The organism is Streptomyces griseomycini (assembly GCF_014203535.1).
Taxonomy (GTDB): Bacteria; Actinomycetota; Actinomycetes; order Streptomycetales; family Streptomycetaceae; genus Streptomyces; species Streptomyces griseomycini.
The window spans coordinates 664786-680909 of record NZ_JACHJI010000002.1 but is presented as its reverse complement, the minus strand read 5'-3'; the positions used below and the strand labels follow the sequence as shown (position 1 = coordinate 680909).

Annotated in this window: 12 protein-coding genes; 7 read left to right on the top strand and 5 right to left on the bottom strand. The window is 72.4% G+C overall.

The annotated features are described in order from the left end of the window. Positions 1-11 precede the first annotated feature (11 nt). On the bottom strand, positions 12-1640 hold the full coding sequence (locus FHS37_RS07575; protein ID WP_184818363.1) for a multicopper oxidase family protein: 1629 nt from the start codon (positions 1638-1640) through the stop codon (positions 12-14). Positions 1641-1766: 126 nt separating this feature from the next. Continuing rightward, the gene (locus tag FHS37_RS07570) at positions 1767-2447 is read right to left on the bottom strand and encodes an MOSC domain-containing protein (RefSeq protein WP_184818361.1); all 681 of its coding nucleotides are present in this window, start codon (positions 2445-2447) and stop codon (positions 1767-1769) included. 80 nt (positions 2448-2527) lie between these two features. Between FHS37_RS07570 and FHS37_RS07565 the strand changes: the two genes are divergently transcribed. Continuing rightward, positions 2528-3424, top strand: coding sequence for a LysR family transcriptional regulator (locus FHS37_RS07565; protein WP_184818359.1), 897 nt, complete (start codon positions 2528-2530; stop codon positions 3422-3424). A 118-nt stretch (positions 3425-3542) separates the two neighbouring features. Here FHS37_RS07565 and FHS37_RS07560 read toward each other — a convergent pair whose 3' ends face one another. Next, on the bottom strand, positions 3543-3872 hold the full coding sequence (locus tag FHS37_RS07560; RefSeq protein ID WP_184818358.1) for a WhiB family transcriptional regulator: 330 nt from the start codon (positions 3870-3872) through the stop codon (positions 3543-3545). Positions 3873-4252: 380 nt separating this feature from the next. On the opposite strand from FHS37_RS07560, the gene FHS37_RS07555 reads away from it, so the two are divergent. The 4 genes from FHS37_RS07555 (at position 4253) to FHS37_RS07540 (ending at position 8922) form a co-directional block, all read left to right on the top strand. Beyond that, on the top strand, positions 4253-4864 hold the full coding sequence (locus tag FHS37_RS07555) for a response regulator transcription factor (protein ID WP_003948568.1): 612 nt from the start codon (positions 4253-4255) through the stop codon (positions 4862-4864). Positions 4865-5407: 543 nt separating this feature from the next. Continuing rightward, positions 5408-5995: a sigma-70 family RNA polymerase sigma factor gene (locus FHS37_RS07550; protein ID WP_184818356.1), complete on the top strand. Its 588-nt coding sequence runs from the start codon at positions 5408-5410 to the stop codon at positions 5993-5995. A gap of 159 nt (positions 5996-6154) precedes the next feature. Further along, a complete protein-coding gene (guaB, locus tag FHS37_RS07545; RefSeq protein WP_184818354.1) occupies positions 6155-7657 on the top strand; it encodes an IMP dehydrogenase in 1503 nt (500 codons plus the stop codon). A 140-nt stretch (positions 7658-7797) separates the two neighbouring features. After that, positions 7798-8922, top strand: a complete 1125-nt coding sequence (locus FHS37_RS07540) for a GuaB3 family IMP dehydrogenase-related protein (protein ID WP_184818352.1) — start codon at positions 7798-7800, stop codon at positions 8920-8922. A gap of 538 nt (positions 8923-9460) precedes the next feature. Here FHS37_RS07540 and FHS37_RS07535 read toward each other — a convergent pair. Further along, positions 9461-10669 carry a nucleotide sugar dehydrogenase gene (locus FHS37_RS07535; RefSeq protein ID WP_184818350.1) on the bottom strand — a complete coding sequence of 403 codons (1209 nt, stop codon included), beginning with the start codon at positions 10667-10669 and terminating at the stop codon, positions 9461-9463. Positions 10670-10941: 272 nt separating this feature from the next. Between FHS37_RS07535 and FHS37_RS07530 the strand changes: the two genes are divergently transcribed. Next, positions 10942-12648 (top strand): glycerol-3-phosphate dehydrogenase/oxidase, encoded by a 1707-nt coding sequence (locus tag FHS37_RS07530; RefSeq protein WP_184818348.1) that lies wholly within the window; start codon positions 10942-10944, stop codon positions 12646-12648. Between the two features lie 70 nt (positions 12649-12718). On the opposite strand, the gene FHS37_RS07525 is transcribed toward FHS37_RS07530, so the two are convergent. Further along, on the bottom strand, positions 12719-13762 hold the full coding sequence (locus FHS37_RS07525) for a serine hydrolase domain-containing protein (RefSeq protein WP_184818346.1): 1044 nt from the start codon (positions 13760-13762) through the stop codon (positions 12719-12721). Positions 13763-13933: 171 nt separating this feature from the next. Between FHS37_RS07525 and FHS37_RS07520 the strand changes: the two genes are divergently transcribed. Further along, on the top strand, positions 13934-16018 hold the full coding sequence (locus FHS37_RS07520) for a serine/threonine-protein kinase (protein ID WP_184818344.1): 2085 nt from the start codon (positions 13934-13936) through the stop codon (positions 16016-16018). Positions 16019-16124: the final 106 nt, after the last annotated feature.

Sequence of the window (16124 nt, the reverse complement as noted above, 5' to 3'; positions counted from 1 at the left end):
GACCGGCTGGTTCAGTCGTCCCCGTGTCCGCGTCCCTGGCCCGCGTGACCTGCGGGACCCGTATGGCCCGCATGGCCCGCGTGTCCCGGGGGCGTCCCGGCCGACTGGCCCTTCTCGACCACCACGAACTGGCCCATTATCCCTTCGTCCTCGTGGTACAGCAGATGGCAGTGGTACATGTACGGAGTGTCCGGGTCGGCCGGCCCCGTGAAGCGCAGCGCCAGCTTCATCGTCGTGCCGTGCGGCACGAACACCGTGTCCTTCGGCCCCCGCAGGGCCGGCGGCGGAGCCGAACCGTCCACCTCCACCACGCGGAACTGCACGTCGTGCACGTGGAAGTTGTGCGGCATGCCGTTCGTGTTGCGTATCGTCCACACCTCCGTCGTCCCGCGCGTGACGGTCCCGTCGATGCGCCCCATGTCCATCGACCGGCCATTGATCCCGGACCGCTTCAGGTCGAAGTGCCGTCCGCGCACGGCCTCTTCCCCGCTCGGCAGCTCCGGCTCGGCGAGCTCGGCGGGAGGTCCGGGCGACGGCCGCAGCCGCTCGGCCGCACGCAACTCCAGTACGTCGAAGGAGTCGTCGCCCCCGCCGAACCGCTCCTGCCAGGCGTCCCCGTAGTTGCCCTGCGGAAAGCTGCGGAGCATCACTCGCTCGCCCGCCCGCACCCGCACGACGATCTCGGCGCGCTCACCCGGTGACAGCTGCACCCGGTCCATGACCGCGGGCCGCTCCAGCAGACCGCCGTCCGTGCCCACCAGCGAGAAGTCGCGGTCGTCGGGGAACCCGAAGGCGTAGGTGCGCGCGGTGGAGGCGTTGAGCAGCCGCAGCCGTATCAGCTCGTCGTGAACCCGCCGGTGAGGGCGCAGGGTGCCGTTGACCATGGTCCGGTCGCCGAGGAAGCCCACGTTCTGCATCAGCTTGCGGTCGCCGGCCAGTCGCGAGCCGTCGAAACGGACGTCCTGCACGACGACGGGCAGGTCGTCGACGCCGTACCGCTTCGGCAGGGGGAGGCGCGCCGACTTCTCGTCGTCGAGGAGGAACAGGCCCGCCAGGCCGCGCCGGACGTGTGCCTCGGTCCTGCCGTGCGGGTGCGGGTGGTACCAGAGCGTCGCCGCGGGCTGGTCCACCGTCCAGTGCGGTGCCCAGGTGGAGCCCGGGCCGATCGTCTGGTGCGGGCCGCCGTCCATGCGGGCCGGCAGGTGCATGCCGTGCCAGTGCACGGAGGACGCCTCCCGCAGACCGTTGCTGATCCGCACGCGCACCTTCTCACCGCGCTGTGCCCGCAGCGTCGGACCGAGGTAGGAGCCGTTGAACCCCCAGGTGGGAGTCCTCACCCCGTCCTGGAACTCCGTCTCGCCCGCCCGCATGCGCAGGTCGAAGACCCGGGTGCCGTCCTTCTCGACGGTCGACTCGGCCAGTGGCGGTATCGCCAGGGCGTTGTCGAACGGTGCCTTGCCCACCGTGCTGACCTTCGCGTCGGTCCACAGCCAGGCGAACAGGCCGCCGACGGCCACGGCGACCGCGGTGACCAGTGAGCCGAGCACGACGGCGAGCCGCTTCCAACGGAAGGCACGACGGGTGCCGCGGGGCGGGCTCCCCCCGTCCGGTGCCGCGCTGCGAGACGCGTGACGAGACATGCGTCGAGCGTCCTGGACCATGACGCACCGGACATCGGGGAACCGCCCCGGCCGGACCCTGATCCGACCCCCGCCCGGAGTCCGGGTTCTCCCCCTAGGAGCCGCGCCGGACGGGCCGACGGCCCGTCAGGCCTCGGTTCCCGCCCCGTACTTCTCCACGTACGCCCGCGCCATCGCCAGCGCCTCCGGGTGCAGTGCCCCACCCGCCGCCGGCAGCCGGGGCAGCAGCGCGCGCTCGGTCGTGACCGCCCGGAACTGCAGCGCGACCGTCACGTCGTGGTCCGGCCGGTGCACGATCCGCACCGTGTCGCCCGCCCGTATCTCACCGGGCCGGATCACCCGCAGGTACGCGCCCGGGGCACCCCGCTCCGTGAACCGCTTCACCCAGCGCTCCTCACCCATGTGGCCCTGGAAGGTGCGGCAGGGGATGCGCCCGGAGGTGACCTCCAGCACCACCTCGGACCCGACGGCCCAGCGCTCGCCGATCAGGGCACCGGACACGTCGACGCCCTCGGTGGTGAGGTTCTCGCCGAACGAGCCGTTGCGCAGCGGGCGCCCCAGCGTGCGCTCCCACTCGTCGAGGTCCTCACGGGCCATGGCGTACACGGCCTGGTCGTCTCCGCCGTGGTGCCGCGTCTCGCACACGGCGTCCCCGGCCAGTCCGCTCGCGCCGATCCCCTTCGACCCCGGCGCGGCCACCCGCACCGGCCCGTCGACGGGCCGCTTGTCGATGCCGGTCAGACCCTCGGGGTGGTCCGTGTACGGCACGGCCCGGGGGCGCCCCAGGTTCACAGACAGAAGCTTCATGGGACGCACGGTAGGCGACGAGGGCCAAAGCGTCGACGCATTATTGGCCTCGACGTCAAAGGGCCGCTTATCCTTGGAGTGTGATCGAAGCCCGTCATCTGCGTGTGCTGCGCGCCGTGGCCACCACCGGTTCCTTCTCCGCCGCGGCCCGGGAGCTGGGCTGCACCCAGCCCGCCGTCAGCCAGCAGATGAAAGCCCTGGAGGCGTCCGTCGGCACGCCCCTGCTCATCCGCAGCGGCCGCGAGATGCGTCTGACGCAGGCCGGTGAGGCGCTGGTGCGGCACGCGGCCGGGATCCTCGCCGGGCTCACCGCCGCCGAGGAGGAGGTCGCCGCCATCGCCGGGCTGCGCGCGGGCCGGGTCCGGCTCGTCTCCTTCCCCAGCGGCAGTTCCACGCTCGTCCCGACGGCCCTCGCCGCCCTGCGCGGCGCCCACCCCGGTACCCGGGTCTCCCTGGAGGAGGCCGAGCCGCCCCGCTCCGTCGGGATGCTGCGCGAGGGCGACTGCGACGTGGCCCTCGCCTTCCGCTACGAGGGGGCGGCGGGCGCCGAGGAGTGGGACGACCTCGTCGTGCGGCCGCTGCTGACGGACCGGCTCGTGGGACTCGTGCCCGAGCGGCACCGGCTCGCGCACGCGGAGTCCGTCGCCATCGGCGAACTCGCCGAGGACCCGTGGATCGCCGGCTGTCCCCGCTGTCGGGGGCAGTTGGTCGAGGTGTGCGAGGCGGCCGGGTTCACCCCGCGCATCGACTTCGCGACCGATGACTACCCGGCGGTCGCCGGCCTGGTCGGCGCCGGGCTCGGGGTCGCCGTCCTGCCCCAGCTGGCCGTCGAGTCCGTCCGGCCCAGGAGGGTGCGCACCGTCGCCCTGGAGCCCGCCGTGCGGCGGGAGATCGTCGCGCTCACCCTTCCCGACCTCGCACAGGTGCCGGCGGTCGCCGCGACGCTGGACCAGCTGGCGCGGGCGGCGGCTCGGTAGCTCGGGCCGGGGTCACGGGCCGACGGGTCCGCCCCCGCGTGATGACGTGACGGTCGGTGACCGACCGGGGGAGAACAAGGGCACGGACGCGTGCCCCGGTTTTTGCAGAAACGTTCCTTCAGGTGTTCGAAGTGGCGTGCCCGCCGGCTGCCGACGCCGACACCAGGCGGTTGCGCGCCCGTCCCATCAGTTCCTCGCGCTCGTCCTCGGTCAGACCGCCCCACACGCCGTACGGCTCGCGTACCGCCAGCGCGTGGGCGGCGCACTCGGCGCGCACCGGGCACCTCATGCAGACCTCTTTGGCCGAGTTCTCACGGGCGCTTCGAGCCGCGCCCCGCTCGCCTTCCGGGTGAAAGAAGAGCGAGCTGTCCACCCCGCGGCACGCAGCCAGGAGCTGCCAGTCCCACAGGTCCGCGTTCGGTCCGGGAAGGCGGGAGAAATCTGCCATTGCGTGACCCCTTGTAGCCGTTCTGGGCGGATCCGGTGTCCACGACCGTACAACTACGATCCAAGGAGATGAAAATATGACTCATTGCGAATCTAGCCCCGGACACCAGCAAACGGGAAGAAAAGGGGCTAAACGGGGCATGGGTTGTGGTGAAAGTTCGAGGGTCCGCCGCGCATGTCTGCATCGTGTCCGCCTCCTCACGTAGAGTGCCGAAGATGGCAGACGGCCCCGTAACTCTTTCGAGTGACCGTCGTTGAGAGTGCGAGGCGGTTGAAGGAACAAGCGCTCGGGCAGGCGTCCGAGACGGTCGACCGCACAGGTGACGATTTCGTACCAGCCTGGAGGCTCAAGGTGACGCGCATCAGCTGCGGAGGGCGGCCATGACTTCCGTCCTCGTCTGCGACGACTCCCCGCTCGCCCGAGAGGCGCTCCGCCGCGCGGTCGCGACCGTGCCCGGCGTCGAGCGCGTGACGACGGCTGCCAACGGCGAGGAAGTCCTCCGCCGCTGGGGGGCCGACCGCTCGGATCTGATTCTGATGGACGTGCGCATGCCCGGACTGGGCGGCGTCGAGACCGTCCGGCGGCTGCTGTCCGCCGACCCCGGAGCACGCATCATCATGCTCACCGTCGCCGAGGACCTCGACGGTGTGGCGCTCGCGGTGGCCGCCGGCGCCCGCGGCTATCTGCACAAGGACGCGTCCCGCGCGGAACTGCGCGCCACGGTCACACAGGCTCTCGCCGACCCGACCTGGCGGCTCGCCCCGCGCCGGCTGCGCTCCGCCGAGATGGGGGCCGCGCCCACGCTCACCGCGCGTGAGATCCAGGTCCTCGAGGGCATGAGCCACGGCCGCTCCAACGCCGAGATCGGCCGCGAACTGTTCCTCTCCGAGGACACCGTCAAGACGCACGCGCGGCGGCTCTTCAAGAAGCTCGGCGCCTCGGACCGGGCCCACGCGGTGGCGCTCGGCTTCCGGTGGGGCCTGGTGCGCTAGGGCCTGTCCTCCGAGTCGGGCCGGACGCGGCGCGTGGCGTCACACGGCAGCCGGCGAGCGGGGGCACGCGGATGCCCCCGCCCGGGCCGGACGCACACCGGACGACGTCACTGCCCGGGCCGCACGCGCGTGTGACGCTGCTCCCACCCCGGTCGCCCGCACGCGTGGCGATGCCGGCGGGGGACGGCGCCGTCGGTGAGACCCACTCCCCGCCCGGGCGGGGGCCGCGGCCCGGCGGGGCGAGCACCCGGCCGCGCGGACCCGGACCGATCCGGACGACAGGCCCCGGGACCGGCCACGTGCGCCGCGGGGAGAGCCCCGAGAACCGGACCCACCAGGGTCTCGGCGGTGACCGAAGGCCGCCCACTGCTCGTTTCGCGGCGGATGCCGCATCCTTGAGGTGTGGAGTTCCTCGGGGACGAGTCGGTCGAGCGGAAGGGGAGGGCGCAGGGGATGGGTTCCGGCGCACCTGCTCATAACGCTTCGGTGCACAACGAAGGACGCGGTGCCGCGGACCCGGCGTCCGCAAGGCACCATGGACCGATGCGCGACGACGAGGCGGGCACGGCCCAGGGGGCGATCGGTGCGCTCGTCCACCGCGCCGTCGACGGGGACGAGCAGGCCACGCACGACCTGCTGGCCCATGTCCACCCGCTGGCACTGCGCTACTGCCGCACCCGCCTGTCCCGGCTCCCGGGCGACGCCCGGCACTTCGTCGAGGACCTCGCCCAGGAGGTCTGCGTCGCGGTGCTCCTCGCACTGCCCCGCTACCGGGACACCGGCCGGCCCTTCGAGGCGTTCGTCTTCGCCATCGCCTCCCACAAGGTCGCCGACCTGCAGCGCGCGGCGATGCGGCATCCCGGCTCGACGGCGGTGCCGTCCGACGAGATGCCCGAGCGCCCCGACGACTCCCTCGGCCCGGAGGAGCGCGCGCTGCTCAGCAGCGACGCCGAGTGGGCCAAGAAGCTGCTGGCCAGCCTGCCCGAGAACCAGCGCGAGCTGCTGCTGCTGCGCATCGCCGTGGGCCTCACGGCGGAGGAGACTGGACAGATGTTGGGAATGTCACCCGGGGCGGTCCGGGTGGCCCAGCACCGCGCGCTGAGCCGACTGCGCGCGCTGGCGGAACAGTGACCACCGCCGGTGCGCCGTCCCTCGGCGCATGAACGGACACACAGGCGTGCCCGTACGAACATACGAAGCCCGGAGCCGTGCAAGATCGTGGAATGAGACACCTCCGCTTCCCGTTAGCATGGACATCCGCACCGATCAAGGCCATTTGGGGAAGGTGTCATGACTGCCAACGTCGACGGAGTGCCCGGTAAATTCGCGACACTCGGGCTGACCTACGACGACGTGCTGCTGCTGCCGGGCGCATCGGAAGTGCTCCCCAACGCGGTCGACACCTCGTCCCGCATCTCCCGCAACGTGCGGGTCAACATCCCGCTGCTCTCGGCGGCGATGGACAAGGTGACCGAGTCCCGGATGGCGATCGCGATGGCCCGCCAGGGCGGCGTCGGCGTGCTGCACCGCAACCTGTCCATCGAGGACCAGGCCAACCAGGTCGACCTGGTGAAGCGCTCCGAGTCCGGCATGGTCACCGACCCGATCACCATCCACCCGGAAGCCACGCTCGCCGAGGCCGACGCCCTGTGCGCCAAGTTCCGCATCAGCGGCGTCCCGGTCACCGACGGCAACAAGAAGCTCCTCGGCATCGTCACCAACCGTGACATGGCCTTCGAGTCGGACCGCACGCGGCAGGTGCACGAGGTCATGACCCCGATGCCGCTGGTCACCGGCCAGGTCGGCATCTCCCGCGCCGACGCCATGGAGCTGCTGCGCCGTCACAAGATCGAGAAGCTTCCCCTGGTCGACGAGGCGGGCGTCCTCAAGGGCCTCATCACGGTCAAGGACTTCGTGAAGGCCGAGCAGTACCCCCACGCCGCGAAGGACTCGGAGGGCCGCCTGATCGTCGGCGCCGCCGTGGGCGCCAGCCCCGAGGCGCTCGAGCGTGCCCAGGCGCTCGCCGAGGCCGGGGTGGACTTCCTGGTCGTCGACACCTCGCACGGCCACAACAGCAACGCCCTCAGCTGGATGGCGAAGATCAAGTCGAGCGTCGGCGTCGACGTGATCGGCGGCAACGTCGCCACGCGTGACGGCGCCCAGGCGCTGATCGACGCCGGTGTCGACGGGATCAAGGTGGGCATCGGCCCCGGCTCGATCTGCACCACCCGTGTGGTCGCCGGCATCGGCGTCCCGCAGGTCACCGCCATCTACGAGGCCTCCCTCGCGGCCCGCCCGGCCGGCGTCCCGCTGATCGGCGACGGCGGCCTGCAGTACTCCGGCGACATCGGCAAGGCGCTGGCCGCCGGTGCCGACACGGTGATGCTCGGCAGCCTCCTCGCGGGCTGCGAGGAGTCGCCCGGCGAGCTGCAGTTCATCAACGGCAAGCAGTTCAAGTCGTACCGCGGCATGGGCTCGCTCGGCGCGATGCAGTCCCGCGGCCAGGGCAGGTCGTACTCGAAGGACCGCTACTTCCAGGCCGAGGTGGCCTCCGACGACAAGCTCGTCCCCGAGGGCATCGAGGGCCAGGTGCCCTACCGCGGCCCGCTGGCCAACGTGCTGCACCAGCTCGTCGGCGGTCTGCGCCAGACCATGGGGTACGTGGGTGCCGCCACCATCGAGGAGATGGAGTCCAAGGGCCGGTTCGTGCGGATCACCTCCGCCGGCCTGAAGGAGAGCCACCCGCACGACATCCAGATGACGGTCGAGGCGCCGAACTACAGCCGCAAGTAGGCAGCCGCACGGTCGGCGGGCTTCCCGAGGGCGGCTCCGGAGCATCCGGGGCCGCCCCCGTCGTACGTCCGGGGCGGTGTCCGGCACGGCCGTCGGGGATACTGGAAGGCGCTGCAACGCATCAGGGAAAGGCCACAGACGTGACTGAGATCGAGATCGGGCGCGGCAAGCGCGGCCGCCGGGCGTACGCCTTCGACGACATCGCCGTCGTCCCCAGCCGCCGTACGCGGGACCCGAAGGAGGTCTCGATCGCCTGGCAGATCGACGCCTACCGCTTCGAGCTGCCCTTCCTGGCCGCCCCCATGGACTCGGTGGTCTCGCCGGCCACGGCGATCCGCATCGGCGAGCTCGGTGGTCTCGGCGTGCTGAACCTCGAGGGCCTGTGGACGCGCTACGAGGACCCGCAGCCGCTGCTGGACGAGATCGTCGGCCTGCCCGCCGAGACGGCCACCCGCCGCCTCCAGGAGATCTACGCGGCTCCCGTCAAGGAGGAGCTGATCGGGCAGCGCATCAAGGAGGTGCGCGACTCGGGCGTGGTCACCGCCGCCGCGCTCTCCCCGCAGCGCACCGCCCAGTTCTCCAAGGCCGTCGTCGACGCGGGCGTGGACATCTTCGTCATCCGCGGCACGACGGTCTCGGCGGAGCACGTCTCCTCCTCGCACGAGCCGCTGAACCTGAAGCAGTTCATCTACGAGCTCGACGTCCCGGTGATCGTCGGCGGCTGCGCCACCTACACCGCCGCCCTGCACCTGATGCGCACCGGCGCGGCCGGCGTGCTGGTCGGCTTCGGCGGCGGCGCCGCGCACACCACGCGCAACGTGCTCGGCATCCAGGTCCCGATGGCCACCGCGGTCGCCGACGTGGCCGCCGCCCGCCGCGACTACATGGACGAGTCCGGCGGCCGGTACGTGCACGTGATCGCGGACGGCGGCGTCGGCTGGTCCGGCGACCTGCCCAAGGCGATCGCCTGCGGCGCCGACGCGGTGATGATGGGCTCCCCGCTCGCCCGCGCGACCGACGGTCCGGGCCGGGGCAACCACTGGGGCATGGAGGCGGTGAACGAGGAGCTGCCGCGCGGCCAGAAGGTCGACCTCGGCACGGTCGGCACCCTGGAGGAGATCCTCACCGGCCCGTCCCACACCCCCGACGGCTCGATGAACCTCTTCGGCGCCCTGCGCCGCGCGATGTCCACCACGGGCTACAGCGAGCTGAAGGAGTTCCAGCGCGTCGAGGTGACGGTGGCGGACTCGCAGCACCGGCGGTAGTCCTCCCGCGCCACACGGAGGGGCCGGTCACCCGGACGGGTGACCGGCCCCTCCGCGTGCGGGGGGACGGGGGCGCTCGTGGTGGTGGAGGGGCGCGCGGTTGCTTTCGGGCCGAAAGCGCGCTGGTCCACCCGTGTGAGGCCGCTACCGCCGGCGACGGCGCCCCGGTTCTCCTGGGAGCCCCCTTCCGAGGACCTGGTCCGGACCCCGCCCTCGGGGACCGGCCCGATTCCGACGGACCGTCCACCGGGCCACTGGGCGGTGTCGTGGAGGGGGCGCCCAGGGGACGCCACCGCGAGCCCACTCGCTGGGATCGGATCCGTCTTCGGACGGTGGAGTGCCGGAGGAGGCGGATCCTGCGGATTCTCGGATGGAGAGCGGCCGCCCCTATGGGACCTGGGGGCGGACGCCCGTGCATCGTCCCGGAGCCTGCCGCGGTGCCCGCTGCGGCGGGCTCCACCTGTTGCCCGACGGTACCGGCGCCGCGGCTCGGTCACCACCGGCCCCGGGGGCACGGCCCCGCTCCGGGCGCCCCCGCTCACAACCGGTGCGCCGCCCCCGTGGGGGTGGCCCCCCGCGTGTCCAGCAGCAGCTGGGCCTTCACCGACAGGCCCTGGAGGTCGTACGTGCGGTGCGGCTGGAGCAGGATCGTCAGGTCGGCGTCGGCGGCGGCCTCGTAGAGGGAGTCGGCGCGGGGGACGGGGCGGTCGAGGACGTTCCAGGACGGCACGTGCGGGTCGTGGTAGCTGACGGACGCGCCGAGCTCCATCAGCCGGACCGCGATCTCCTGGGCGGGGGAGCCCTGCTGGTCGGCGAGGTCGGGCTTGTAGGTGACGCCGAGGAGGAGCACGCGGGCGCCGCGCGCGGACTTGCCGTGCTCGTTGAGGAGCGCGGCGGCGCGCTGGACGACGTAGTGCGGCATCCGGCCGTTGACCTGCTGGGCGAGTTCCGCCATGCGCAGGGTGCGGCCCGCGTGGGCGGTCAGGTCCTGGGGCACGGAGTGACCGCCCACGCCGGGGCCGGGGCGGAACGCCTGGAAGCCGAAGGGCTTGGTCTCCGCGCAGCGGATGACGTCCCACAGATCGACGCCCAGGTCGTGGCAGAGGACGGCCATCTCGTTGACCAGGGCGATGTTGACGTGCCGGAAGTTGGCCTCCAGGAGCTGCACGGTCTCCGCCTCGCGGGGCCCCCGCGCGCGGACCACCTTGTCGGTGAGCCGTCCGTAGAAGGCGGCGGCCGACTCGGTGCAGGCCGGGGTGAGGCCGCCGATGACCTTGGGGGTGTTGGCGGGGGTGAAGTCGCGGTTGCCGGGGTCGACGCGGCTGGGGGAGTAGGCGAGGTGGAAGTCGCGGCCCGCGCGGAGTCCCGATCCCGACTCGAGCAGGCGCAGGAGGGGGCCTTCCGTCGTGCCGGGGAGCGCGGGGGACTCGAGGATCACCGTGGTGTGCGGACGCAGCCGGGCGGCGAGCGTGCGGGCGGCCGTCTCGACCTGGCCCAGGTCCAGCCCGCCGTCCGCGCCGCGCGGGGCCGGCGCGCAGATGACCGCGGTGCGCACCCGGCCGAGCTCGGCGGCGTTGGTCGTCGTGCGGAAGCCCTGGGCGAGCATGCGGCGCTGTTCGGCGGGGCTGAGGGAGCCCGCCTCGGGGCCGGTCCGGTAACCGACGGTGGGGATGCCGGCGGCGACGGCGGCCTGGGCCAGGGGCAGGCCGTACGGTCCGAGTCCGATGACGGCGAGATCTGCGGGCATGGCGTGGGCCGTCCTTCCCAGTAGCCGAAGTGGGACAGGTGCGCAAACCCTGTGGACAGGATGGGCGAGCGCAATGTCAGACTAGGAGTAAATATGACCGATATGTGGGATTGGTCGGCCGAGTTTCGGTGAGTCGTTCCGCGAGGTCGTCCACAGGCTGGGGCGCGTGGTGGCTGAAGTCGGGCAAGACGGTCAGAATTTGGGCATGAGGGAGGGGAACCGGGCTTCGCCCGACGGGTGCGGCCTACGCGACCGATGAGCGGGAGGCAGCGGTGAGGACAGCGACACTGGGGCCGGCACAGCGTGCCGAGTCACTCGCATCCATGGCCGAGCGCGAGCTGGACGTGTTGGTGGTGGGCGGCGGCGTGGTCGGAGCGGGCACCGCGCTCGACGCCGCGACCCGTGGCCTGTCCACGGGGCTGGTCGAGGCGCGTGACTGGGCGTCGGGCACCTCCAGCCGGTCCAGCAAGCTGATCCACGGCGGCCTGCGCTACCTGGAGATGCTCGACTTCGCGCTCGTGCGGGAGGCGCTGAAGGAGCGCGGCCTGCTGCTGGAGAGGCTCGCTCCGCACCTGGTGAGGCCGGTGCCGTTCCTGTACCCGTTGCAGCACAAGGGCTGGGAGCGGCTGTACGCGGGGTCGGGCGTCGCGCTCTACGACGCCATGGCGATGGCCCGCGGGCACGGGCGGGGCCTGCCCCTGCACCGTCACCTGAGCCGCCGCCACGCGCTGCGCGTCGCGCCCTGCTTGAAGAAGGACGCGCTGGTCGGGGCGTTGCAGTACTACGACGCCCAGATGGACGACGCCCGGTTCGTGGCGACGCTCGTCCGCACGGCCGCGGCGTACGGCGCGAAGGTCGCCAACCGGGCACGGGTGACCGGGTTCCTGCGCGAGGGCGAGCGGGTCGTCGGCGCCCGGGTGCAGGACGTCGAGGGCGGCGGGGAGTACGAGGTCCGCGCCCGGCAGGTCGTCAACGCCACCGGCGTGTGGACCGACGACACCCAGGCGATGGTCGGGGAGCGGGGGCAGTTCCACGTCCGGGCCTCCAAGGGCATCCACCTGGTCGTCCCCAAGGACCGCATCCACTCCACGACCGGGCTCATCCTGCGCACCGAGAAGTCCGTGCTGTTCGTCATACCCTGGGGCCGGCACTGGATCGTCGGGACCACGGACACCGACTGGGACCTCGACAAGGCGCACCCGGCCGCGTCCAGCGCGGACATCGACTACCTGCTGGAACACGTCAACTCGGTGCTCGCGGTCCCGCTCACGCGGGACGACGTCGAGGGCGTGTACGCCGGTCTGAGGCCGTTGCTCGCCGGCGAGTCGGACGCCACCAGCAAGCTGTCGCGCGAGCACACCGTGGCCCATCCGGTGCCCGGCCTCGTGGTGGTGGCGGGCGGCAAGTACACGACGTACCGGGTCATGGCCAAGGACGCGGTGGACGCGGCGGTGCACGGACTCGACGTGCGCGTCGCCGACTGCGTCACCGAGGAGACGCCGCTGGTGGGAGCCGAGGGGTACCGGGCGCTGTGGAACGCGCGGGCGCGGATCGCCGCACGCACCGGACTGCACACGGTGCGGGTGGAGCACCTGCTGCACCGGTACGGGGCGATGGCGGAGGAGGTCCTGGACCTCATCGCCTCGGACCCTTCGCTGGGCGAGCCGCTGCAGGCGGCCGACGACTATCTGCGCGCCGAGATCGCCTACGCCGCCTCGCACGAGGGGGCGCGGCACCTGGACGACGTGCTGACGCGGCGCACCCGCATCTCGATCGAGACGTTCGACCGGGGGACGCGCAGCGCACGGGAGGCCGCCGAGCTGATGGCTCCGGTGCTGGGCTGGGACGAGGACCAGATCGACCGCGAGGTGCAGCACTACGAGAAGCGGGTGGAGGCCGAACGGGAGTCGCAGCGGCAGCCCGACGACCTGACGGCGGACGCGGCGCGGCTGGGTGCCCCGGACATCGTGCCGTTGTAGGGGCCGGGCCCGACTCGGATCACCCGAACGGGTGGCGCAAACCGGGATCTTCGTTCGGAACCCGGTCGTTCTACGAGGTGCGGGGGCAGAACTCGGCCGCGAGGACCGCGGATTCGAGGCCGGGATCCGCCATCGCGTCCGTGTTCACCCGGAAGGTGAGGACGTGACGACCGTCGACGGTGGCCGCGATGCGCACGTAGCTGCCGGAGATCCGTCCGTTGTGCCCCCACACGGTGGTGCCGCACGGAAGTTCCACGGGAAACAGGCCCATGCCGTACGCGCCGTGTGCGGCACGGGTGTCGAGCATCTCGCGCAGCCGGCGCGGGGGCAGCAGCTCACCGCCGAGCAGGGCCGCGTAGAAGCGGTTCAGATCGGCCAGCGTGGTCACCGCCTCGCCCGCGGCGCCGGCCACCCGCGGGTCGAGCAGGGTGACGTCGGTTCCGTCGGCGGAGTAGGCGCGGCCGTGCGGCCGTGGCAGCGACGTGCGGGAGCCCGGGAAGGAGGTGCCCGTCAGGCGCAGGGGAGTGATGATGCGGCGTTCGGCCTCGGTGGCGTAGGAGCGGCCGGTGACCTGTTCGACGACCAGGCCGAGCAGGACGTAGTTGGTGTTCGAGTAGGAGAAGCGGCCGCGGTCGGCCGGGGGGTGGGTGAGTGCGATGCGTACGGCCTGAAGAGGCGTGACCGGGACGGTGCCCCGCGTGTCCGCGGAGAAGTCGTACAGGCCGCTGGTGTGGGTGAGCAGGGAACGCAGGGTCAGCGCGCGGCCGTCGTTGCCCGCTCCCCGCACCAGGCCGGGCAGGTGCTCCTCCACGGTGTCGGACAGCGACAGCCGCTGCTCGTCGGCCAGTTGCAGGAAGAGGGTCGCGATGAACGTCTTCGTGATGCTCCCGGCACGGAAGTGATCGGCACGCGTCATGCCCTCGCCGGCGTGGGCGTAGCGGGAGTCGTTCCCGTCCAGGGCCAGCAGGGCCGCTGCCGGGGCCCCACCCCGTGTGACCAACAGGGGGAGGAGCGTGTCCGCAGGAAAGGCCGACGGGGCCGACGAGGCGATCGGGGCCAGGGCGAGCAGGGCCAGGGACACAGGAACGGCCAGTAGGGTCCGCAGCGGCGGCATCCTGGCTCCTTCCTTGTCGGAGGCCCATCATGCAGGGTGGCGGAACGGTTGCTTCACCCGGGCTCCGCGTGCCTGGGGCCCGGCACGCCGCCAGGGGCACCCTGGGCGTCGGCCGCTTGTCGGGTGAGGGACAATGAAGGCTCTGTCAGGGCGGGTTGCATGAGGGGACGCATGTCGGAGGCGGAGCGGGCGGGGACATCCCGTCAGGACAAGAGCGCACGTCTCCTCGCCGGGCGGTACCGGCTGGGAGACGTGCTCGGCCGCGGCGGCATGGGGACGGTGTGGCGGGCCGAGGACGAGACCCTGGGGCGTACCGTCGCCGTCAAGGAGCTCCGCTTCCCGTCGAACATCGACGAGGAGGAGAAGCGGCGGCTGATCACGCGGACGCTGCGCGAGGCCAAGGCGATCGCACGGATCCGCAACAACAGTGCCGTGACCGTCTTCGACGTGGTCCAGGAGGACGACCGGCCCTGGATCGTAATGGAACTCGTCGAGGGCAAGTCGCTCGCCGAGGTCATCCGGGAGGACGGCCTGCTGGAGCCGAGGCGTGCCGCCGAGGTCGGGCTGGCCGTGCTCGACGTGCTGCGCTCCGCGCACCGTGAGGGCATCCTGCACCGTGACGTGAAGCCGTCGAACGTGCTGATCGCCGATGACGGCCGGGTGGTGCTCACCGACTTCGGCATCGCCCAGGTCGAGGGCGACCCGTCCATCACCTCGACCGGCATGCTGGTCGGCGCCCCTTCCTACATCTCCCCGGAGCGGGCCCGCGGGCACAAGCCGGGGCCGGCGGCCGACCTGTGGTCGCTCGGCGGTCTGCTGTACGCGGCGGTGGAGGGTTCGCCGCCGTACGACAAGGGATCCGCGATCGCGACGCTCACGGCGGTGATGACCGAGCCGCTCGAGGAGCCGAAGAACGCGGGACCGCTCCGGGACGTCATCCACGGGCTGCTCACCAAGGACCCCGCCCAGCGGCTCGACGACGCCGGGGCCCGGGCGATGCTCAACACGGTCATCCACGCGCCGGAGGCCAAGGCGGCCGAGGCGGAGCCCGCGGACGCGACGAAGGTCGTGCCGCTGCCCGAGCAGCCCGGTGGACAGGGCGACGCCGGGAGCAAGCGGGGCGAGGAGGCCGGGGAGAAGCTGCGGGGCGCGTTGCGTTCCGTGCGGAAGGCGGCGGTGGCCGCCGGATCGGCCGGAGCCGCGGCCGCGGCACGCGCCAGGTCCGGCAGCGGAACCGCGCCTTCGGGGACCGGCGGAGCAGCCGGCTCCCGGGTGACGGGACCGGGCGCGTCCGGGACGCGGGCGGGCACGGCGTCGTCCCCGTCCACTCCGGCCACGGACCCGGGACCGGCCTCCGGCCCGGGCGCGGGCTCCGGGGGCCGGTCCGGGACGCAGACGGCCGCTCAGGGCATGCCGGCCGCGGGCGGGCGGAGTTCGGGGTGGCCGGTGATGACGCCGCCGGACCTGCCGGCGAGGCCGGCGCCGAGGGCGCCGCTCACCGATGTCGTACCGCGCCGGACGCTGGTGATCATCGCGGTGGTCGTGGTGCTCGCCGTCCTCGGCGCCGTGCTGGCCTTCGTGCTCGGCGGCGACGACGAGAGCGGCCAGGGGGCGAAGGGGAGCGGCGGCGACAAGGCCGTCGCCAGCGGGACGCCGAGCGCGGACACCAGGGGCGACGAGAGCGACGGCACCCGCACCGACGGCACGGCGACCGGATCGGCGGACGCGGGAGCCGGTTCGGCGGCGGGCACCCCGGGGACCGGTGACGGCGGTTCGGACGACCCGGACGGTTCGGACGACCCGGCCGAGGACGAGGGCGGTACCTCGGCGGAGGAGACGTACGAGGGGAACCAGGGGTACTCGATCGGGCTGCCCGAGGGCTGGAAGTACCAGTCGACGGGGAGCGCCGGGGACCGCTTCACCGGGCCCGACGGGCAGAAGCTGCTCGTCGCCTGGACGTCCACGCCGAAGGACGACCCCGTGGCGGACTGGAAGAACCAGGAACGCTACATGGTGCGTTCGCAGTACAAGAGGATCCGTATCGAGGAGGTGGGCTACCGGGGGTGGAACGCGGCCGACTGGGAGTTCACCTACGTGGAGAACGGGACCAAGTACCGGACCGTCGACCGCGGGTTCGTCGTCGACGACCGGCTCGGTTACGCACTGATGTACACGGCCAAGGCCGCGCAGTGGGGCGACGAGCAGCGCCGGGAGACCTGGCGGACGCTGACGAAGTCGTTCGAACCCAAGTCCTGAGCATGAACGGGCCCCGGAATGGGGAGTGAGATGTGGCATCCCCTCTCTGCGGGTTGCCTCCGGCACGTATCGTGAGTGCTTGCGGACCGTACGAAGCCGGAACGGC

Coding starts and splice junctions, on each gene's coding strand:
- FHS37_RS07525 (WP_184818346.1), bottom strand. CDS start 13,762: ATGCCGCCGCTGCGGACCCTACTGGCCGTTCCTGTGTCCCTGGCCCTG.
- FHS37_RS07555 (WP_003948568.1), top strand. CDS start 4,253: ATGACTTCCGTCCTCGTCTGCGACGACTCCCCGCTCGCCCGAGAGGCG.
- guaB (WP_184818354.1), top strand. CDS start 6,155: ATGACTGCCAACGTCGACGGAGTGCCCGGTAAATTCGCGACACTCGGG.
- FHS37_RS07575 (WP_184818363.1), bottom strand. CDS start 1,640: ATGTCTCGTCACGCGTCTCGCAGCGCGGCACCGGACGGGGGGAGCCCG.
- FHS37_RS07560 (WP_184818358.1), bottom strand. CDS start 3,872: ATGGCAGATTTCTCCCGCCTTCCCGGACCGAACGCGGACCTGTGGGAC.
- FHS37_RS07570 (WP_184818361.1), bottom strand. CDS start 2,447: ATGAAGCTTCTGTCTGTGAACCTGGGGCGCCCCCGGGCCGTGCCGTAC.
- FHS37_RS07535 (WP_184818350.1), bottom strand. CDS start 10,669: ATGCCCGCAGATCTCGCCGTCATCGGACTCGGACCGTACGGCCTGCCC.
- FHS37_RS07520 (WP_184818344.1), top strand. CDS start 13,934: ATGTCGGAGGCGGAGCGGGCGGGGACATCCCGTCAGGACAAGAGCGCA.
- FHS37_RS07550 (WP_184818356.1), top strand. CDS start 5,408: ATGCGCGACGACGAGGCGGGCACGGCCCAGGGGGCGATCGGTGCGCTC.